Annotated in this window: 18 protein-coding genes; 3 read left to right on the top strand and 15 right to left on the bottom strand. The window is 28.6% G+C overall.

All coding sequences use genetic code 11. The annotated features are described in order from the left end of the window. Positions 1-88: 88 nt before the first annotated feature. From ACZ5TJ_RS03015 to tnpA, 7 genes are all read right to left on the bottom strand, one after another. Positions 89-1,360 carry an L-cysteine desulfidase family protein gene (locus ACZ5TJ_RS03015; protein WP_464201185.1) on the bottom strand — a complete coding sequence of 424 codons (1,272 nt, stop codon included), beginning with the start codon at positions 1,358-1,360 and terminating at the stop codon, positions 89-91. Between the two features lie 113 nt (positions 1,361-1,473). Next, positions 1,474-2,403, bottom strand: coding sequence for a DMT family transporter (locus tag ACZ5TJ_RS03010; protein ID WP_464201183.1), 930 nt, complete (start codon positions 2,401-2,403; stop codon positions 1,474-1,476). Positions 2,404-2,505: 102 nt separating this feature from the next. Further along, the gene (locus ACZ5TJ_RS03005) at positions 2,506-3,588 is read right to left on the bottom strand and encodes a sensor histidine kinase (RefSeq protein ID WP_464201182.1); all 1,083 of its coding nucleotides are present in this window, start codon (positions 3,586-3,588) and stop codon (positions 2,506-2,508) included. Continuing rightward, a complete protein-coding gene (locus tag ACZ5TJ_RS03000; protein ID WP_054199065.1) occupies positions 3,588-4,259 on the bottom strand; it encodes a response regulator transcription factor in 672 nt (223 codons plus the stop codon). The genes ACZ5TJ_RS03005 and ACZ5TJ_RS03000 overlap by 1 nt, the downstream gene beginning before the upstream one ends. A gap of 75 nt (positions 4,260-4,334) precedes the next feature. Next, a complete protein-coding gene (locus ACZ5TJ_RS02995) occupies positions 4,335-4,913 on the bottom strand; it encodes a PepSY domain-containing protein (protein ID WP_464201180.1) in 579 nt (192 codons plus the stop codon). A gap of 104 nt (positions 4,914-5,017) precedes the next feature. Beyond that, positions 5,018-6,316, bottom strand: a complete 1,299-nt coding sequence (locus ACZ5TJ_RS02990) for a M18 family aminopeptidase (protein WP_464201179.1) — start codon at positions 6,314-6,316, stop codon at positions 5,018-5,020. 237 nt (positions 6,317-6,553) lie between these two features. Continuing rightward, positions 6,554-7,009: an IS200/IS605 family transposase gene (tnpA, locus tag ACZ5TJ_RS02985; protein WP_464200147.1), complete on the bottom strand. Its 456-nt coding sequence runs from the start codon at positions 7,007-7,009 to the stop codon at positions 6,554-6,556. 245 nt (positions 7,010-7,254) lie between these two features. Between tnpA and ACZ5TJ_RS02980 the strand changes: the two genes are divergently transcribed. The 3 genes from ACZ5TJ_RS02980 to ACZ5TJ_RS02970 all read left to right on the top strand — a co-directional run bounded on the left by ACZ5TJ_RS02980 (position 7,255) and on the right by ACZ5TJ_RS02970 (position 10,063). Further along, positions 7,255-8,436 (top strand): cation diffusion facilitator family transporter, encoded by a 1,182-nt coding sequence (locus tag ACZ5TJ_RS02980; protein ID WP_054199062.1) that lies wholly within the window; start codon positions 7,255-7,257, stop codon positions 8,434-8,436. A 120-nt stretch (positions 8,437-8,556) separates the two neighbouring features. After that, on the top strand, positions 8,557-9,231 hold the full coding sequence (locus tag ACZ5TJ_RS02975) for a DUF2628 domain-containing protein (protein ID WP_464201177.1): 675 nt from the start codon (positions 8,557-8,559) through the stop codon (positions 9,229-9,231). A gap of 169 nt (positions 9,232-9,400) precedes the next feature. Continuing rightward, positions 9,401-10,063 (top strand): DUF2628 domain-containing protein, encoded by a 663-nt coding sequence (locus ACZ5TJ_RS02970; protein WP_055207407.1) that lies wholly within the window; start codon positions 9,401-9,403, stop codon positions 10,061-10,063. 46 nt (positions 10,064-10,109) lie between these two features. Here the strand turns inward: ACZ5TJ_RS02970 and pulA are convergent, their stop codons facing one another. From pulA to ACZ5TJ_RS02930, 8 genes are all read right to left on the bottom strand, one after another. After that, the gene (gene pulA / locus ACZ5TJ_RS02965; protein WP_464201174.1) at positions 10,110-12,110 is read right to left on the bottom strand and encodes a type I pullulanase; all 2,001 of its coding nucleotides are present in this window, start codon (positions 12,108-12,110) and stop codon (positions 10,110-10,112) included. A 95-nt stretch (positions 12,111-12,205) separates the two neighbouring features. Beyond that, positions 12,206-14,227, bottom strand: a complete 2,022-nt coding sequence (locus ACZ5TJ_RS02960) for an amylo-alpha-1,6-glucosidase (RefSeq protein WP_055207408.1) — start codon at positions 14,225-14,227, stop codon at positions 12,206-12,208. A gap of 18 nt (positions 14,228-14,245) precedes the next feature. Further along, a complete protein-coding gene (locus ACZ5TJ_RS02955; RefSeq protein WP_055207409.1) occupies positions 14,246-16,606 on the bottom strand; it encodes a glycogen/starch/alpha-glucan phosphorylase in 2,361 nt (786 codons plus the stop codon). Positions 16,607-16,609: 3 nt separating this feature from the next. After that, on the bottom strand, positions 16,610-18,106 hold the full coding sequence (gene malQ / locus ACZ5TJ_RS02950) for a 4-alpha-glucanotransferase (RefSeq protein ID WP_055207410.1): 1,497 nt from the start codon (positions 18,104-18,106) through the stop codon (positions 16,610-16,612). A gap of 14 nt (positions 18,107-18,120) precedes the next feature. Then, positions 18,121-19,155, bottom strand: coding sequence for a LacI family DNA-binding transcriptional regulator (locus ACZ5TJ_RS02945; protein ID WP_054199055.1), 1,035 nt, complete (start codon positions 19,153-19,155; stop codon positions 18,121-18,123). A 56-nt stretch (positions 19,156-19,211) separates the two neighbouring features. Next, a complete protein-coding gene (locus ACZ5TJ_RS02940) occupies positions 19,212-20,075 on the bottom strand; it encodes a sugar ABC transporter permease (RefSeq protein ID WP_055207411.1) in 864 nt (287 codons plus the stop codon). 1 nt (position 20,076) lies between these two features. Next, a complete protein-coding gene (locus ACZ5TJ_RS02935; protein WP_054199053.1) occupies positions 20,077-21,009 on the bottom strand; it encodes an ABC transporter permease subunit in 933 nt (310 codons plus the stop codon). A 46-nt stretch (positions 21,010-21,055) separates the two neighbouring features. Beyond that, positions 21,056-22,273, bottom strand: a complete 1,218-nt coding sequence (locus ACZ5TJ_RS02930; RefSeq protein WP_054199052.1) for a sugar ABC transporter substrate-binding protein — start codon at positions 22,271-22,273, stop codon at positions 21,056-21,058. Positions 22,274-22,314 lie beyond the last annotated feature (41 nt).

Genomic DNA, 22,314 nt, shown 5'->3' with positions numbered 1-22,314 from the left:
TATGAAAATTACTTTATAATAGAGTTTTTATACATAAATAAAGAAGTATTAAAAGTAATTATTTAAACTTTTAATACTTCTTTTTAGTTTATTTAGTAAGCATTATATTTAATATTGTGTTATCTGTATTACTTAACCCTTCTTTTACTAATACTTCAATGTTTCTTATTGTATCTTCAGCATCATCAAATATAATTCCATTTTTTGATGATGGTGATATATTATTCATTGCAAGAGTTGCACATTGAAGTGCAGCATTTGTAGCTGTTGCTATTTTTAATGCACATGTACTCTTTGCTCCATCACATATCATTCCTGCAATATCAGATATCATATTATTAACTGCATGTTTTATATTAGTTAAGTTTCCACCTAAAAGATATGTTATACCACAACACGCACCTGTAGCACCTGCAATTCCAGCACCACATAATGGTGATAATCTTCCCATGTATTCTTTTAAATGAATTGTCATAAGATTACTTATAACAAGTGCTCTTGCAAGATCTTCTTTTGACTTCCCTAAAATTTTTGCAGTTTCTACTATAGGCATTGAACATGCTATTCCTTGATTTCCAGAGCCTGCTGTTGTCATAATTGTCATTGTGCATCCATCCATTCTTGCATCTGAAGCTGCTGCTGTTGCTGCAATTATTTTATTTGCTATGTTATTTGTAAATAGATTAAAGTCTTTATTTTCTATTATCTTATTTCCAACTTCTAATCCATACCCACCCTTTAATCCTTCTTCTGATACTTTACTATTAATATCAGCAGCCTTTAATATAAATTCTATTTCTTCAAAAGGCGTATTAACTGCAAATTCATAAATACTCTTTATTGTTAGACCAGAATCCTTAGAAACGTTTTCATTGGATACATCATTATTTTCTTTATCTAAAATCATCTCACCATTTTTCTCTATTAAAACTACATTTGTATGATCCTTTAAAATGATTACTTTTGAATTGTTATTTTCTCCTTTTGCTATTACTTCTATATATAGTTTTTCTTTTGTATCCTTTTGTGAAACCTTTATTTTCTTACTTGAAATAAGTTCATTTGCCTTTTTTAAATCTTCTTTTGAAAATCCCCTTAATATTTCAAGCTTTTTTTCTGGTTTCTTTATTATAGCTCCAAGCGCTGCTGCAATATCTATTCCTACTTTTCCTGTACCTGGTATTCCAACTCCTAAGGCATTTTTTATAACATTTGCACTTAAAAGTATATCTATATTTCTTGGGGTTTCCCCTAAAGTATCTACTGCTAGAGAAACTGCATAGGCTACTGCTATAGGTTCAGTGCACCCTTCAGCTGGTACCATTTCTCTATTTAATATTTCTATAAATTCTCTTCCCATATTTATCGCCTCTTCCCTATTTTTCTAGTTTAATTATAACACCTTTATATATAATTAATATAAAAAAAACAATTAAACTACTGTAAATAGTTTAATTGTTTTTTTATAAATAACTATGCTTTTGCTTTTAATTCACCTAAGTTTTTATTTGCTATTACCTCTTCAATTGTTTCATCACCATTTTTATCTTTTGCTAATATTATAGTTGATAATACTATAAAGAATGTACCAAGCATTAATGAAAATGTAAGCTTTTCATTAAATAATATTATTCCCATAATTATACTAACTATTGGTTCAAATGTTCCAAGTATTGAAGCTGATGAAGCTCCTATAATTTCTATTCCCTTTAATAGTAATATTATTGATAATATAGTAGATACAACAGCTATTAGTATGTATGATAATGCAGAATTTATATTTATATCTAAAATTATTTGATTAGTTACTCCACCATAAAGTATCATTCCAATTGCAGCACCAAATGATATGTACATTGTAATAACTCTATTGTCTATATCTGAAATTTCTTTTATTGCAAGTAAAATTATATTAATTCCATAAGATATTCCTGAAAATATTGCTAGTACTAATCCAATAAAGCTAAGTGTTTGATTCTCAAAAGCTACAAGTGCATATACTCCAACACCTGCAAAGATTAAAGATATAAGTTTTATTCTGCTCATATTTTTTCTAAATATAAAGTACTCTAATATACAAACAAATGCAGGATATATAAAGTGAAGTGTAGTTGACAATCCAACACTTAAATAGTTATAAGACATAAATAATGTTTGAGTTGTTATTGTATATCCTATTGCACCTGTAAAAAATAATATTAAAAATTGCTTTTTAGTAACTTTTAAATTTATATTTTTAAACTTTAAATATATAAATAAAAGAACTGCAGCTATAGAAAATCTATATATTAAAACAGTTGCTGAATTTGACCCATGTATGTATGCACTTTTTGCAAAAATTGGCATTAAGCCAAAAGCAACAGAAGCTAAAATTGCGTAAATAATCCCCTTATAATTTTTCATCTTTTCCCTCCAAAATAACCTAAATATTTAATTCCCAATTATCAATTTTAGTTTTTTAAAATTCTATTGTCAATGGATTATTTAAATTATTTTAAAGTATTTTTATATTGGGATTTTCACCTTAAAACTTGTTCCTTCGCCTTCTATACTGTAGACAGAAATTTTTCCCCCATACAATGAAATTATTCGATTTGCTATTGAAAGTCCAAGCCCATTTCCACCCGTTTTACTATTTCTTGATTTATCAACTCTGTAAAACCTATCAAATAAAAATGGAATATCATCTTTTGGAATCCCAACTCCTTTATCTCTTACAGTTAATATTTGAAATTTGCTATCTTCTTCAATTATTACATCTATATATTTTTCTCTTTTAGAATACTTTATTGCATTATCTAAAAGTATTATTAATATTTGTTTTAAATGCTCTGCTTTCATATTAAAAACATACACATTATTATTTTTATAATTAATTTTATAATCATTATTTAATATAGAAAAATCATTTAGAACTATATCTACTACTTCTTTTAAATCACAATTTCCTTTTATTTGTTTATTCTCATTTTCAAGCTTTGACATATCTAATAAATTATTAACTAATATAATAAGTCTATCTACTTCTTCACTACTAACCTTTATTGATTTATTTAATACCTCTGGATCATTTTTACCCCATCTATTTAAAAGTGATAAATGTCCTTTAATTATTGTTAATGGTGTTTTTAGTTCATGTGATGCATCTTGAACAAACCTTTTTTCTCTATTAAATGAATTTTCAACATCATCCATTAGAGAATTAAATACAATTCCAAGCTGAGATATTTCATCATTGCTTCTACTAACCTTTACTCTCTTATCAAGTCTTCCTTCTTTCTTTATGTTCTCCATAGTTGATATAACATCCCTAACATTTGATAAAAGCATTCTTGAAATAATCATTCCACCTATTACACTTATTACTATTCCAAGTAATAAAGTTATTATTAAGATTACACCGTATGATTGAAATATATCATCAAAAAACCCTAATTTAATCCCATATTTATTTTTATGATCAAAGAACCAATCAAAAAATATGGCTGTTTGTGCTATTCCTATAAATAATAGAAATACAAGAAATATTATTACAGATACAATTGTTATCTTCCAAAATATCGGTAGTCTTTTATACCACTCTTTCATTAGTCTCTCATTATATATCCAACACCTCTTATAGTTTGAATATATTTCTCCTTATCATTTTTATCTAGCTTATTTCTAATATATCTTACATAAACATCCACAACATTAGTTTCAGCCTCACTATTATATCCCCAAATATTCTCCATAATAATATCTCTAGTTAATGCACGATTTATATTTTTCATAAACATAAGTAATAGTTGAAATTCTGTATTTGTAAGTTCTATAACTTCATTGTTTCGTCTTACTGTTCTTCCTTCTATATCTAATATAATATCTTTAAATTTTAATTCAGAATTACTTTTTTCTTTTTTATTTCTTCTAAATATAACTTCCATTCTTGCAATAAGTTCTTCTATTGCAAATGGCTTTGCTAAATAATCATCTGCTCCTGACTTAAGTCCTGTAACCTTATCCATTACACTATCTCTTGCAGTTAACATTATTATTGGAGTTTCCTTCTCTTTTCGAATTCTTCTACAAACTTCAATCCCATTTATCCCTGGAAGCATTAAATCTAAAAGTATTACATCATAATCTTTTTCTAATGCAAGTGATACTGCTTTCCTACCATCATTTGCAACATCAACATTATAACCTTCATACTCTAACTCCATCTTTATGAAGGAAACCATATTCTCCTCATCTTCTACTATAAGTACATTGTACATAAGATCATATCCCTTCTTTAGTAAAATATAAAATAAGGTAGAGTATAAAAAATTTAATACACCCTACCTTTATAATTACTTATTATTTGAGTTTTCTTTATTAGAGTGATCTTTTACTATATGATCATCATCTAAATGACTTTCTTTTTTATTGTTCTTATGAGTAGTTGGAGACTCTATTTCTAGTATAGCTCCACTTTCACCATCTACAGTAACTTCATGTAACATATTTTTATCATCTTTTATTTTAAACTCATATTCTACATGTAAGTCATCATAATCTTTCTCACTCTTAACAACAGTACCAGAAACAGCTTTTAATGCAACTTCTTTTGCTTGTTCTATTGTATATTTAGTAGATTCCTTAATCTTATAAAAAGCAAATCCACCTGCTCCTATACCACAAATTATTCCTAGCATAACTACTGATACTATAGTTCTTTTAATCTTTTTCTTATGCTTTGAGATACCTTCCTTTAAACTAGTAAAGGTATTTTTTGCAGTATCTTTTGCCCTATTAAAAGTATCATCATATCCACTGTTTCCTTTAGTATTACTGCTATCTTCAAAATTATCTTTATTATCTTCGATTATTTCCACATTTTCTGCTTCTATATATTTCTTTTCTTCATTTCTATTCTCTTTATTATTCATTATTAATTCCTCCCTTTGCTTTCAATTAGCTTATGAACTAATATTAGCAAAGGAAAATTAAAATATTCTTTGATTTAAATGAGAATTTTCTAATTTAATAGAATTTAGTTTAAGCTAAAGAATTTTGTAAATGCTTCTATTGTATAGAAATTATCTTTAACTGCTGCAAGTTCTCTAACTGAGTGCATTCCAAGTATTGGTGCTCCCATATCAACAACAGGTATACAAAGGTCAGCTGCTGACATTGGTCCTATTGTTGTTCCACCTTTTACATCTGATCTATTTACGAACTTTTGCATAGGAACATTTGCTTCTTCACATACTGATTTAAATATTGCACCTGCAACACCTTCTGTTGAATAGCTTCCTGATGCTGCAATCTTTAAAACTGGTCCCATACCAAGGAATGGTCTATTAGTTGGATCATGTTTTTCTGGTAAATTTGGATGTACAGCGTGAGCTAAGTCTGCTGAAATCATTAATGAATTTTTTAATGCTCTAAAGAATTCTTCTGTGTTCTTATTAAGTGCAATTGCAATTCTTTCTAATGTTCTTCTAATTAAGTTAGATTGTGCACCTTGAGCTGTTAAACTACCTATTTCTTCGTTATCTATACATATCATTACTTTAGTTGCAGCTATCTTTGTACTATTTAGTAATCCCTTTATACCTGCAAATACCATCCATTGGTCATCAAGTTTTCCTGCTGATATAAACTCTTCATTTATTCCTACTAAAGATCCTTTTTGGTATTCATATAAGAATAAATCAAAATCTAAAATATCTTCTACTTTAACTCCTGTTTCTTCTGATAAAAGATTCATTAAGTATCCTTCTTTTTCTAAAGAATTATTAACAAATCCAACTAGTGGTAATGTATCTTTTTGCTTATTGTAAGCATATCCTTCATTAACATTTCTGTTCATGTGAATTGCAAGGTTTGGTATTATAAGCACTGGCTTATTTACATTTACTAATTTAACTTCTGGTTTAAGTGGTGACTTCCCTTTAACTATTACTCTACCAGCTATTCCAAGTGGTCTATCAAACCATGTGCTAAGTATTGGTCCACCGTATACTTCTGTATTTAATCTTACATAAGTATTTTCTACTTTCATTTCAGCATTTGGTTTTATCTTGAATCCTGGAGCATCTGTATGAGCACCTATAAGTCTAAATCCATCTACTTCAAGTTCTCCATTACCTACTTCAAAAGCTATAACAGCTGAATCATTTTTACCTACAAAATATTTTTTTCCTTTTTCTAAATCCCATGAATCTTCTTCAAATAGTTCTACAAATCCATCTTTTTTAAGAATTTCCTTAACTGATGCTGCTGCATGATATGCAGTTGGACTTTCATATAAAAAATCTATTAATTCATTTGCTAATTGTCTTTCCATTTAATAATCCTCCTAAATTTTAGCATAGTATCCATAATACAATAATACATCATTATTTGATTTTATCATAATAGAAATTATATATTTTATAATACAAAATATTTTAATATTCTATTCAATATATAGTAATAAAAATCCACCAGCTTAGCTGGTGGTATTTCCTAAGCCCTATAAGGGCACCTTACTTGCAATTGCGTCTTAAGACGCTAAAAAGGTCCGCCAGCCGCATGTTTTCTGTTACTTGCTACCCTTGAAAGGGTCAATATATTCTTTTATACTTATCTGATCTGCTATCATATCTTCTCTTTCTTGGTTTCTTATATATTCTTCAATCGCTTTTTTATTTCTTCCTACTGTATCAACATAAAAACCTCTACACCAAAAATGCCTGCTTCCATATTTATATTTTAAATTAGAAAATCTCTCAAAAATCATCAAGCTACTTTTACCTTTTAAAAAACCCACAAAACTTGATACACTAATTTTAGGTGGAATCTCAACCAACATATGTATGTGATCAACGCAAGCATGCGCTTCGATTATCTCAACACCCTTCCATTCACAAAGTTGTCTTAATATCTTTCCAATCTCAACTTTCTTTTCTCCATATATCTCTTTTCTCCTGTATTTTGGCGCAAAAACTATGTGATATTTACAATTCCATTTTGTATGTGATAAACTATTACTATCCATTATGGATGCCTCCTTTTGTTATTGAATTTGGCTGCGAACCTAATTCTATTTTAACAAATGGAGGTTTTTTTGCGTAATACATCGCTAAAGCTTATCTGAACACACTTGCATAGCAAGTGGTTTTCCAAATACAATAAAAAATCATTAAAGATAATATCTTTTCATATAATTGTGTAATTGTTTGATAAATTTTTCTTATTAGGATAGAATAATTATATTAATTGGCTATGGGAGGACAAATAAAAATGCTTTCAAATTTTCTAGTAAAAACTTTTATTAAAGATAGTGAAAATATAAAAGACAGAAAAGTTCGTAATTCTTATGGGTTCTTAGGTGGAATTATTGGAATTGTAGTAAATCTTATTTTATTCGCAATTAAGTTTACTGTTGGTTTTTTAGTGTCAAGTATCGCAGTAACTGCTGATGCATTTAACAATTTATCAGATGTTGCATCTTCAGTAATTACAATTGCAGGGTTTAAAATGGCTAATATGCCCCCTGACGAAAAACATCCATTTGGTCATGGAAGAATGGAATACCTATCTGGCCTTGTGGTAGCATTTATGGTCATGTTAGTTGGATTTCAATTTGTAAAATCATCTTTTGATAAAATAATAAATCCAGAGCAAGTTAAATTTGAGCTTATACCTTTTATTTTACTTATTGTATCAATATTCCTTAAGTTATGGCTTGCATTATTTAATAAATCTGTTGGAAATAAAATAGATTCATCTGCACTTAAAGCTGCAGGAGTTGATGCCCTAGGTGATGTATTTACTACTAGTTGTGTTGTTATATCAATACTTGCAACTAAATTTATATCATTCCCTATTGATGGTTATGTAGGATTTATAGTTGCTTGCTTTATAGTTTACTCTGGTTTTTCTCTTGTTAAAGAGACTGTTGATCCACTTCTTGGTGAAGCTCCAGACCCTGAACTTGTAAAAAGTATAGAAGACATGCTTTTATCTTATGATAATATTACAGGAGTTCATGATTTAATAGTTCATAATTATGGGCCTGGTAGATGTATGGCTTCAGCTCATGCTGAGATTCCAGCTGATATGGATGTTATGAAAATCCACAATATTATAGATACTGCAGAAAGAGAAATTTCTAAAGAATTAAATATATATTTAACAGTTCATATGGACCCTATATGTTTAGATGATGCAGAAGTAAAGCATGCTTATGATGAGGTATTAAAAATAGTAAAATATAATCCACTAATAAAATCAATGCATGATTTTAGAGTTGTTGGTGAAGGTAATGAAAAAAATCTAATATTTGATGTAGTTGTTAATAGTAAAGCTTTAGCAAAGGTTTCTAATGAAAATGAACTAAGAGAATCTATAATTTCTTCTATAAAAGAAACTCATCCACAATATAATTGTGTTATAACTATAGATCATGACTTTACTAGTTAAATTTATTTTACTAAGGAGATTATAAGTTTATTTATAATCTCTTTTTCCATTTTCTGGTTGATTGAGTTTTTACTTTATGCTATACTCATCTTGCAAGTATATAATTAAGGGGGATATTTAATGTATTGTACGCATTGTGGGAAGGAATTAGGACCTGATAAAAGGTGCCATAATCCTTTGTGTAATACAAACATAAACTCTTCAAGTAATACAAATAATAATGCAGAAGAGTTTATAAATCTTAATAAAAACAATCAAACCAATGAAAATGCACAATATGGAAATTATTATGCACAGCAAAATACTTTAGATATATCATTAAATGAATTTGCTACTTTTGTTGGACCAAAAAATACAGAATATTATATGGATAAGTTTCAAAAATATGAGATTGATCAAAGCTTTACTTCTTGGAATTGGGCAGCATTTTTCTTAACTGTATATTGGTTAATATATAGAAAAATGTATAAAATCGCCGCTATAGTATTTGTAATCAATATTGTATCAGCATCTATCTTGAGTATTTTCTCACCAATAGCTTCACTTGCTATTATGATAGGTCTTGGTGTTTATGGTAACTTACTATATGTAAAAGACTCTATAAAAAAGATTACTGATATTAAAAGATTTTCATCTAATTTAAGAGAAAATGAATATAGTAACAGACTTATGCTTAGCGGAGGTACAAATATTGCTGCAATATTTATATTCGCTGGAATAGTAATAGCTATAATATTTATTGCAGCAATTTCTTTAATAGGTTTTGCCTCATCTTTTGGATCTTACTATTATTAATTTTATAGTTATATTAAAGCAAAAAGATATAGAAAAATCTAATTTAATCATTTTTTCTATATCTTTTTTATTTTTATCCAATTTTACATATTTTTCTTAATATTAAATTGTTTGTAATTTTTTCATATGTTATACTTTCCTTGTATTATTTATTTAAGGGGGAACTTTTATGTTTTGTGAAAAATGTGGGGGAAATATAGGGTTAGATGGAAACTGTACTAATCCTCTATGTGAATCTAACAGGGGGAATGATTCAAGAAATAATCTAAACATGTCAAAAGACTATTCTAATGAATTCTCATCTAGTAATTCTAATAATTTCTATTATGAAAATAGTAATAGCTATAGTAATCCTAATGCTGTAACAGAAGCAGATTTCATAGCATTTGTTGGTGAAAAAAATACAGAATACTATCTAGATAAGTTCGAGAGATATCAATCAAATCAAAATTTTGCTTCTTGGAACTGGGCAGCATTTTTCTTAGGTATGTTTTGGATATTATATAGAAAACTGTACAAGCTTGCAGGTATTCTTTTTGCAGTTAATTTATTAAGTTTATTTTTAATTGGAGGCTCTTCTCTTCTTACTTTAATTATTATGATAGGTTGTGGTACTTATGGTAACTTACTATATGTAAAAGATTCTATAAAAAAGATTGAAAATATTAAAAGATTTTCTTCTAATATAAGTCATATGGATCTTAATAATCGTCTTATTCATAATGGTGGAGTAAGTTTTGTTGGTCCAATTATACTATTATTACTTATTACTCCGCTTATTATTATTACAGTAATTATATACCTAGGTTTAATGACATCAATATTTTTCTAAAGTATATTATAAAGCAATATAAAAAGGCTAAGAGTTACTTAGCCTTTTATTTTTTAACCATTATAATAGCACTTCGTCCGTTTACAGATATATTATTTCCACATACCTTTCTTAATCCGTCTTCATTTATAGAATTTTCATCTAATATAATATCCCAAATATCATTATCTATATTAAAAAAACTAGTTTCCTTGCCACCATTTAATATAGCTACGCATTCTTTAAATGAGTCTCCAATATTATTTCTAGTAATTTTATATGCAATTACATTTTCACTATCTGTATTTATAAATTTTATATTATTTAATATATCTCTTGCATTACTCATTCTAAAAATTTTATGATTTCTTCTTAATTCTATTAATCCCTTATAGTAATTAAATACATCTATATATTTTCCCTTTCTATTCCAATCTATTTTGTTAACATAATCAGATGAGTTGTAACTATTTTCTATAATATTATTATCTGTATCTGTTTTGGTTCTTAATAATTCTTCTCCTGAATGAATAAATGGAATTCCTTGTGATGTTAATACTATTACTGCCGCAAGCTTATTCATTTTAATTAATTCATAATCACTTTCTTCTTTACATGATAATGAAATTTTATCCCATAAAGTATAATTATCATGAGAAGATGAATAATTAATTACTTGATATGGTTCATTAGCCCAGTAAGATACTTTAGAATAATCAATATCTTTATGATTTGTAGAGGCTACAATTCCACTTTTTATCGCTTCATTAAACCAATATCCTCCGCTTATAAAACCATAACTTTCTTCTGAAAATACATTTCCTTTAATTCCATCTCTTATATCATCATTAAATGCTGCAATTTGCATACCATTGAATTTATTTATATTCTTCTTTATACTTCTACCTTCTTCATTTAGTGGGGTCTCAGATCCAATCCAGCCTTCCCCATACATAATTATTGTTTTATCTATTTTATTAAGTTCTTCCCTTATTATCTTCATAGTTTCAATATCATGTAATCCCATTAAATCGAATCTAAAACCATCTATATGATATTCTTTTGCATAATAACAAACTGAATTAGCTATAAACTTTCTAACCATTTCTCTTTCTGATGCTAATTCATTTCCACATGCAGATCCATTTGAAAAGTTTCCATTACTATCTTCTCTATAATAGTAATATGGCATTAATTTATTAAATATAGAATCATTAGTATCATAGGTGTGGTTATAAACAACATCCATTATTACTCTTATGCCTTCTTTATGTAAATTTAATACCAATTCTTTAAATTCCTTAATTCTAGCTTCTCCGTTAAATGGATCAAGTGAATAGGAACCTTCTATTGCATTATAATGAACTGGATCATAGCCCCAATTATATTCTTTACTATTTAAATCTTCTTCATTAACCGTCCTAAAGTCAAATATAGGTAGTAAGTGAACATGAGTTATTCCAAGTTCTTTTAAATGATCTACTCCTGTTTTATATCCATTTTTTGTAGTTGTACCCTTTTGCCAAAAACCTTTAAACTTACCTTTAAAATTCTCATTTAAATTATTATCTATAGTAAAGTCTCGTACATGTGCTTCATATATTATTGAATCTACTTGTGATTTAATAAATGGTCTAAAGTCTTCATCCCATCCGTCTGGGTTAGTTTCTTCTAAATTAACTACCATTGAATATCCCCCATTACAGGATACTGCCTTTGAATATGGATCGGTAATTATATTTATATTTTCATTAATTTGCACTTTTAATCTATAATATATTTTATTTAAATCCCCAAGCCTCTCTACAGTCCATACATTATTTTCTTCTTTCATTTCTAAATCTTCAAATTTATTGAATTCGTTCTTATTATCCTTATTAAATAACTCAATAGTTACTTTTGTTGCTACTGGAGACCATACTCTAAACGTAGTTTTCTCTTTTGAATATATTGAACCTAATTCTAACTTAGTAGTATACTTCTCTTCAAATTCTTTCGAATTAAAAATATCTCTTAATTGTACCTTTTTATCACCACTATATGTGTTATATATTTCTTTTATATTCATTTACCCTCACATCCTTAAATAAACTAATTCTTTATTATTAAAAATCCTATAATCAAAACGAAGTTATTTACTCTTTATGATTATAGGACTTTCTTCTATTTATTAAACATATTTTTCCTTGCTTCTTCTAATCTTTTATTATTGCCTCTTATACACTCATAATACACTCTTATTATTTCCCCAACACCCCAGGCTTGATTGTAACAACCTCTAGGGTTATGTGGAGAATCTCCATCAAATATTTCAGCTATTCCACCAAGACATTGATCTTCTATATGAATCTCCATTTCTTTAAGTGCTTCATCAACAAACTTTATAGAATCATCTGAGTACTCATGTACTTTACAATAACCACTTAAGAATGATCCCATAGGGAATGACCAAACTGTTCCTTGATGATACGCCATATCTCTATCTATAAGTTTACCTTTATAAACAGGCTTATAATCATCATGATCCTTACTTAAACTTCTAAGTCCCAAAGGAGTATATAGATAATCATAAATCTTCTCTATTACTTTTATTTCCTTCTCTTTAGAAAGCATAGTAAATGGAAGAGAAACTGCCCATGCTTGGTTTGGTCTTATAGATGGGTCACTTTCTATGTTATTAACTACATCATAGAGACATTGTTCCTCTTCATTCCAGAACTTTTCATTAAATGATGCTTTAACTTTTTCTGCAAGACTTTCATACTCTTTGAATTCTTCATCACTAAACTTTTCACCAAGTAATGCTGCTATTTTTAATGCATTATACCAAAGTGCATTTATTTCAACAGGTTTACCATGTCTTGGAGTTACAACTATTCCATTAACTCTTACATCCATCCATGTAACTTGATCTAGTCCATCTCCTGCCATAATTAAGGAGTCTTCATCCATCTTTATTGAAAAATCTGTTCCTTCCATATATGCTTTAATAATATTTTTTATTGTTCCATACAGTTCTTCTTTTACAAAGTTTAATTCTGTTGTATCATTTTTATATAATAAATACATGTATATAGCATGAATGTACCAAAGTGATGCATCTACTGTATTATACAAAGGTTCCTGTCCAAGGTCTGGGAACATATTAGGAATTAGTCCATTCTTTTCATATAGACTAAAGCTTCTTAAAATATCTTTAGTATCATCAAATCTTCCTGTACACATTCCTATACCAGTTAATGCAATCATAGTATCTCTTCCCCAATCTAAAAACCATGGGTATCCAGCAAGAACTGTCTTGCTATTTATTGAATCTCTATCAACTATAAAGTGATCTGCTGAAATAGGAAGATATTTAGCTAATACTCTATTATCATTTTTAAAAGTATTTCTTAAATCACTTATTCTTTTCTCTTCATATTGCACTATTTTTTCTGCATCAATCTCTTCATCTTCTTCAATAGTACAAACTAAATGAACTCTCTTCTCTTCATATTTTTTAACTTTAACAACCATATCACCTGGAATATAATTTCTGTCTAAATATTTATCTCCAGTTGTTTTATCTACATCATAATATACTTCTTCAGTTATTTTTTCTGACCTAGATAAAACTTCTCCCTCTGAAAGAAATATTCTAATATTTATATCTTCTTTAAGTTTTGGATTAATACTAAATCCACTCTTTAAATCCTTTTTAATAAATTTAAGGTTATCATCACTGCTTACTTCCCCTGGATTTCTAAAGGACATAAATGGTGTAAGTATAAGCTCCCCTCCATCTTTATTGCCTTTTATTAAGTACTCTATTATAGCTGTATTTTTTCCTTTTTCTAAGAATACTCTCTTCTTTATTAAAGTTCCATCTATAAAATAAGTATACTCTGGTATTCCATTATAAGAGAAGCTTTGAAGGTTTTTATAACCTTCAATAACTTCATTTTTATACTTAGTTGTTGCTAATGGAAACCTAATGCCATTTTTTATAAATGTCTCACAAACTTTAGGTAATATCATATGTCTCTCATCAGGTGACTTAATAGAAGCTATTAATATGGCATGATACTTTCTACTATTTGCACCTATAATAGTGCTACCTGAAAAAGCACTTCTCCCATTTGAAAGCATCCATTCCTTTTCTATTCCTCTTCCATAACTTTTAAAGCTATTCTTGCCAAACTTCATAATAAATTCTCCAAAATACTACTTTGTATTTTTAGTTTGATTAATTCCCCAAATATCTTTGCTGTACTCTAATATAGTTCTATCTGATGAGAATGTACCTGCATTACAAGTATTTTCAAAGCACATTTTAGCCCATCTCTTCTTATCTTTGTAAGCTTTAAATACTTTATCTTCAGCCTTTTTAAATGCTTCAAAATCTGCTAATAAGTAGTATCCATCGCCTTCTTCTATTAATGAATTATATAAATCCTTAAATAATCCAGTTCCTCCATCACTAAATGTTCCGTCTATTAGTGAATCTATGACCTTCTTAAGTGAAGGATCCTCCTTGTAGAACTTCTTGCAGTCATACTTTCCTTTTAAAGCTTCTATATCTTCAACTCTTAATCCAAATATAAAGTTATTTTCTTCTCCACTTTCTCTAACTATTTCAACATTTGCACCATCATAAGTACCAAATGTAGGAGTTCCGTTTAACATAAACTTCATATTGCCTGTTCCTGACGCTTCCTTACCAGCTGTTGAAATTTGCTTTGATATATCTGCTGCTGGGAATAACTTTTCTGCATAAGAAACTCTGTAATTTTCTACAAATACAACTTTTATCTTTCCATCTATATCTTTGTCATTGTTTATAAGTTTTGCAACTTCATTTGTAAACTTAACAATAGCTTTAGCTCTTTTATATCCTGGGAATGCCTTAGCTCCATATATAAATGTTGTTTTTGGAATATCCAGTTTTGGATTTTCCTTTAATCTATAGTAAAGATCTAAAACATATAATGTATTTAATAATTGTCTCTTATACTCATGTAATCTCTTTATTTGAATATCAAATATTGAGTTTGGATCAATTTCTATTCCTTCTGTTTCCTTAATGTACTTAGCAAGTTCTTCTTTCTTTTCATGTTTTATTTTCATAAATCTATTTAATATCTCTTCATCATCCTTAAATTTTTCAAGTTCTTTAAGTTTTCCTAAATCCTTAACCCAAGATTCATCTCCTAAAAGCTCTGTTATAAATGATGATAATTGTTTATTACATAATCTAAGCCATCTTCTTGGAGTTATACCATTAGTTTTGTTTTGGAACTTTTCAGGATATAACTTGTACCAATTGTTAAGCTCAATATCTTTTAATATATCAGTGTGTAACTCTGCAACACCATTAACTGCAAATCCTATATGAATTGCAAGATTTGCCATTCTAGTTACTCCATCTTTAACTATTCTGAATTCTTCTATTTCTTCTTTTGTGTAACCTTTTTTCTTTAATTCCTTTATAAATCTAGTATCAATCATTTTAATGATTTGTACTATCCTTGGGAATAAAGCAACCATTAACTTGTTATCCCACTTTTCAAGAGCTTCTGCTAATATTGTGTGGTTAGTGTATGCAAATATACCCTTTGTTATATTAAGTGCCTTATCAAAAGATAATCCATAATCATCTACTAGAATTCTTATAAGTTCTGGAATTGCAATCACTGGATGAGTATCATTTAATTGAACTGCATGATATTTATAAAGCTCGTCAAAATTTTCTCCATGAAGTCTTATATGATTTCTAAGTATATCTTGTAGAGATGCACTTACTAAGAAATATTGTTGTTTAAGTCTTAATAATTTTCCAGGCTTCATATCATCATTTGGGTATAATACTCTTGATATATCATCTGCTTTATTTTTAAGTTCTACAGCTTTAGCATACTTACCTTCATTAAATGCATTAAAGTCAAACTCTTCTATTGGTTCACACTTCCATAGTCTTAAAGTGTTTATATTCTTGCTCTTATATCCAATTATAGGAGTATCATATGGTATTGCTTTAACATTCATATCCTTAAACTTAACTATTACTTCATCTTTATCTTTTCTTATGCTCCAAGGATCACCATGAGTTAACCAGTTATCTGCGCATTCATATTGGAATCCGTCTTCAAAGTATTGCTTAAATAATCCATTTGAATATCTAATTCCATAACCTTTTAAAGGAACTTCCATTGATGCTGCTGAATCCATAAAGCATGCTGCAAGTCTTCCAAGTCCTCCATTCCCAAGAGCTGCATCATCTTCAGCTTCTTCAATAACATTTATATCTATATTTAATTCTTTAAGTAATACTTCTACTTCTTCATATAATCCTAAACTTATTAAATTATTACCAAGTGCTCTTCCCATTAAATATTCTGCTGAGAAATAGTATGCTTGTTTACCTTTTTCGTAAACTTCTTTTGTATTATTCCAATCATCTATTATAGTTTCCATTAATGCTGATGAAAGACTACTAAATATTTGTCCTGCATCGGCTTCCTTTAAACTTACTCCATACCTAATTTTTAATTCTCTTTCCATACTCTTTTTTAATTCTTCTCTCATCTTTTACAGCCTCCCATATAACTTTGTTAAATCGTATATCTTTTTTGCCAGTTCATTAGTTAATTGTCCTGATCTTATTCTCCACTCCCAATTTCCCCCTAAAGTTGAAGGTATATTCATTCTAGCTTCACTACCAAGACCTAATAAATCTTGCATAGTTGCTATTGATAAAAAGCTTACAGATCTCCAAATACCTCTTATAAATCCAAAGCTTACACCCTCTTCTTCATTTAATGATAAGTATTCCTTTGCCTTTTTAATTTCCTTTTTTGAAGTATTATTTTTAAACCAACCAAGTACTGTATCATTATCATGAGTGCCAGTATATGCTACGGAATTGTTTACATAATTGTGGGGTAAGTCCGTACTATCCTCTCCTCCAAATCCAAATTGAAGTACCTTCATCCCTGGAAATCCAGTTTCATTTCTAAATTCTATTACTTCATCTGTCATAAATCCTAAGTCTTCTGCAATTATATTTACATCACCTAAAGCATCTTTAATTGCACTAAATAACTTAATTCCCGGTCCCTTTACCCATTCTCCATTTTCTGCTGTCTCATCTTCATAAGGAACTTGCCAGTAAGATTCAAATCCTCTAAAATGATCAATTCTAACCATATCATAAAGCTTTAAACTTTCTCTCATTCTAAGAATCCACCACTTATATCCATCCTTATCCATAGCATCCCAATCATATATTGGATTTCCCCATAATTGCCCTGTTACTGCAAAGGCATCTGGCGGACATCCTGCTACGAACTTTGGAATATTATTTTCATCTACCTTAAACATTTTAGGATTACTCCACATATCAGCACTATCTTCTGCAACGTATATTGGAATATCTCCTATTATCTCCACGCCATTATAATTTGCATATTCTTTAAGCTCATTCCATTGTTTAAAGAATATGAATTGAATAAAGTTATAATATTCTATTTCATCTTTAAGCTCTTCCTTATATCTTTTTAGAGCTTTTTCTTCTCTATTTTTTATATCTTCATCCCATTCTTGCCATGATACTAAGCCAAAATGCTCTTTTATAGCCATATATGAGCTATAATCTTCAAGCCAGAATTTATTTTCTTCTTTAAATCTCTTATATTTAAATTCTTGATATCCTTTTAAATTCTTATTTTTAAAATTCTCATATGCTTTTTTAAGAATTCCATTTCTTAGTTCAAATATAAGTCCATAATCTACTCTTTCTGGATCATCTCCAAAATTCTTATCATTATAATCCTCTTCTTCCAATAATCCCTCATCACGTAATATTTCAAAATCTATAAAATGTGGATTTCCAGCAAATGCTGAAAAACATTGATAAGGTGAATCTCCGTAACTAGTATGACCAAGGGGTAGTATCTGCCAGTATTTTTGTCCTGCTGATACAAGAAAATCTACAAATTCATAAGACTCTCTCCCCATGGAACCGATTCCAAAACTTCCATGAAGAGAAGAGATATGCATTAATATACCACTACTTCTCTTTTTCATTTTATATCCTCCTATTATATATCTTTATTATGTTCAAATTCCTTTATTGATGATTCTCTCTCTATTAAGTTCGTATCTATAACTATATGTTTATTTTGAGATTTGCCATTAATTAGATCTAATAATAAGTTTATGCTTTCTTTCGCTAATAATTCTTTTGGCTGTTCTATTGTTGAGATGGATGGTGAATAATATTTAGTTACTTCCATTCCATCAAATCCTAATAAAGCTATATCTTCACCTATCTTTAAATTATTATCAGTTATAGCCTTTGCTGCACCTACTGCCATAATATCAGATATAGCAAAGATAGCAGTTATATTTTTATCTTTTTTTAATAATTTACTTGTACTATCATATGCATCTTTATAATTAAATTCTCCATATATTACATACTCATCATTTAATTTAATATCATTATCCGATAAGGCCTTTAAATATCCTTCAAATCTAGCATTACCTATACCTTTATCATTTTCATTTCCAAGTAATATTGCTATTTTCTTATGACCTTTGCTTATTAAATGTTCAACCCCCATATATGCTGAATAAGTATTTTCTATTGATATTGTAGAAAATTTTTCTGCATTTTTACCATTTAGTCTATTAGCTGATGTAAATACAATAGGTATATCTATATCTTTAAATAATTCATTTTCTATATCATATAACTGAGCACCAAGAGAAATCATACCTTTTAGTTTATTTTCTTTCGCTATTGCTACCATACTTCTTATTTCATCTATTTCATTTTTATAATCCTCTTGTTGTAATATCATAAAATATCCTGCCTTTGATATTTCTTTTCTAATATAATCAATAATTTCTGAAAAGAATGGGTTATATATACCTCTTACAAATACACATATATTTTTTGTATTATTCATTTTTAATAGTCTAGCACTATTATTTGGAACATAATTATGTTCTTTAATTACTTTTTTTACCTTTGCTCTTGTTTTTTCACTTACATCGGGATGGTTATTTATTACCCTTGAGACAGTCCCTACACCAACTCCAGCAATTTTTGCTATATCAGTAATTTGCATATTCTTCTCCTTAACGCTTAAATATTTGAAATTTATATTCCATTTATTGTATTATACTATTCTTTTACTGCTCCTGCTACCAATCCCTTAGCTATAAACTTTTGTATAGAAATAAATAAAATTGTTAAAGGTATTGTTGCAATAACTGATGCTGCTGCATAAATTGGCCAACTTGTTGTTGAACCGCTATTCATCATCCCATTTAATCCTAGAACTAAAGTTTTTACTTCTGGTGCTTTTAAAAGAGCTGCTGAAATCATAAATTCTCCAAATACTCCTATAAATGAGAAGAAAAATATTACTATAAGCATTGGTTTTGATAGAGGCATTATAATTTTTGTAAATATTTTAAAGTGTGAAGCTCCATCAACAAATGCTGATTCATCTAATTCTTTAGGAATTCCATCCACAAACCCTTTCATAAGCCATATATTATATGCACTTGATCCACATAAAACTAAAATTAAAAATGGTAAGTTATCCATCCCAAAAGGCAACTTATATGCTACTGATAATATAGCTGGAATTGCCATTGTAGCTGGAAACATTTGAAGTATTAATAATGTCATCAGGCCATATTTTTTTCCAGTAAATCTCAATCTACTAAATGCATATGCTGCTGGAAGAGTCATTAAAACTTGTACTATTGAAACAAATAAACATACTATCAAACTATTTTTTATCCAAATTAAAAAATCAGTATCATTAATTACATGTGAATAGTTACTAAATGTTATCTCTTTTGGAATTATTCCATTTTCATAAAAACTTGTCCCAGGTGATAATGATGCAGATATAATTGCCCATATTGGAAATGCTATAACAAGTATTGATATCCATAAAAATATTCTACTTGCCCAAACATTAAATTTTTCTTGTTTAGTAAGTTTTCTTTTATATAATATCTCTTTTCCACTCATACTAATCCACCTCTTTAAATTGTCCTGATGCTCTCATTTGAATAAATGAAATTCCACCTACAATAATAAACATTAATATTGATAGTGTTGCTGCTAATTCAAATCTACCAAATTGTGTAGACATTTTATATGCTGCTGATCCTAAAATATCTGTATATCCAGCAAAAGGTGACTCAGGTCTAACAGGACCTCCTTTAAATAGCAAGAACGCAACTCCAAAATTACCGAAGTTCATTGCCCAAGAACCAATTAATAATGGATATGCTGTTTTTGCAAGGCATGGAAGAGTTATTTTGAAAAACTTCTGTATTCCATTTGCACCATCAATATCAGCAGCTTCATAGTATGTATCTGGAATTGCTGATAATCCGCCCATACAAACATTCATCATATATGGGAACCCAATCCATATACTAACTAAAATAAGCGCAACCCTTGCTGGGCCTATTTGAGTTAACCACATAACAGGCTCATTTATAATGTGTAAGTTCATTAATATCTGATTTATTGCTCCATATTGACTATTTAATAAACCTTCAAATGCAATTATTATAATTGTTGCAGGTAAAGCCCAAGGAAGTATTAATATACCTTTATAAATAGGGGCTTCTTTCAAATTCTTATTTGATAAAACCATTGCAAATATTAATCCTAATATGAAACTACCTAGTGTAATTAATGTAGCTGCTACTATTGTCCATATAAAAACAGGTATAAATATTTCTTTTAATGGACCTGTAAGAATACTTTTAAAATTTTCTAATCCAACAAATTTCCATCCTGTATTTACAGTCTGTAGGTTATAGTCTGTAAAAGCTATAATTATTGTTAATACAATTGGGATAATTGATAATATAAACATACTAATCAAAGCCGGAGCTAAAAATTTTGAAGCAGTCAAGTTATCTCTATTTTTTATTTTTTTACTCTTCATAACTATTCACCTCTTATATAAAAAGGGGAATTACTTCCCCCTCTAATTATTGATTTTGTACTTGTATTCCTTTCTTAATTCCATCTACAATTTCATTAGCAACCTTTTGTGGGTTTTCCCCTTGAAGTACTCTTTGTACATTTTTCATTGGTTCCCAAACTGCATTCATTTCTTTAATATTTGGCATTGGTACTGAATTTTTAGCTGCTTTTAAGAATCCTTGAACATCTTGATTTTCTTTTACTTCTTTTTTATCTAACATTGCTTTTGATACTGGTATTTTTCCTTTTTCATATAGTCCTTGTTGAGTTTCTTTTGTTAAATAATCTAAACATTCCCAAGCTAAATCCTTATCCTTAGATTTTGAACTTACGAAAGCACATTGTACTCCTGACATAGCTTTAAATGGCTTTCCATCTATTGATGGAATTTCTGATACACCAAAGTTAACTTTTGCATCTCTTAATGGTTGTATATCCCAAGGTCCTGAAATATAGAACATAGATTTACCTTCTTTAAAATTAGTTAATGCTATATCACCTGTGATATCTGCTGGCATAAACTTATCTTTAACTACAAAGTCTTGAAGCATTTTTAAACCTTTTACTGATCCTGCATTATTAAGTCCTATATTGTTTACATCATACTTTCCATCTTTTTCAGCAAATATATAACCACCGTTTGTTAATAAGAATCCTAAATTAGTATATTGATCATTTATATTAAATTGGAATGATCCAGCCCCCTTCTTTAATGCCATTTTTGTAAGATCAGACATTGTCTTTGGAGCTTCTTTTACTAAATCTTTATTATAGAATAATGCTGTTGTTTCTATTGATATTGGAATTGCATATTTTTTATTATCGATACTTACTGCATCCCATACGCCTTTATTTATATATTCATCTTCTTTTACATATTTTGATGGTACTTCATCTACTATTCCTGCTTGTTGATATGCAGATAACTGATTATGAGCTGATCCAAAGTATATATCTGGTCCTTTTGATGAATTGGCAGCTTGTAAAAATGCTTGGAAATCTCCATCATCCCTAACTACCTTAACCTTGTTTCCAGTTTTCTCTTCCCACTTCTTAGCAGCTTCTTGCAATACTGGAACCTCTTTTTCAGGTAATTTTGTCCAAACTGTTAGTTCTTTACCTGATGTAGATTCTGATTTATCTTTTCCACCAGAACATCCTACAAATAATGATGTCATAATTACACCTGTTATAATAGTTGCAACTAGTTTTTTGTTAATCATATTAATTTACCTCCTAGATTTTATATTAAGCATTTTTATAT

The sequence above is a fragment of the Clostridium budayi genome (genome assembly GCF_055396605.1).
Note: the sequence above shows the minus strand (reverse complement) of the source record. Positions and strands in the feature narration are given on the sequence as shown.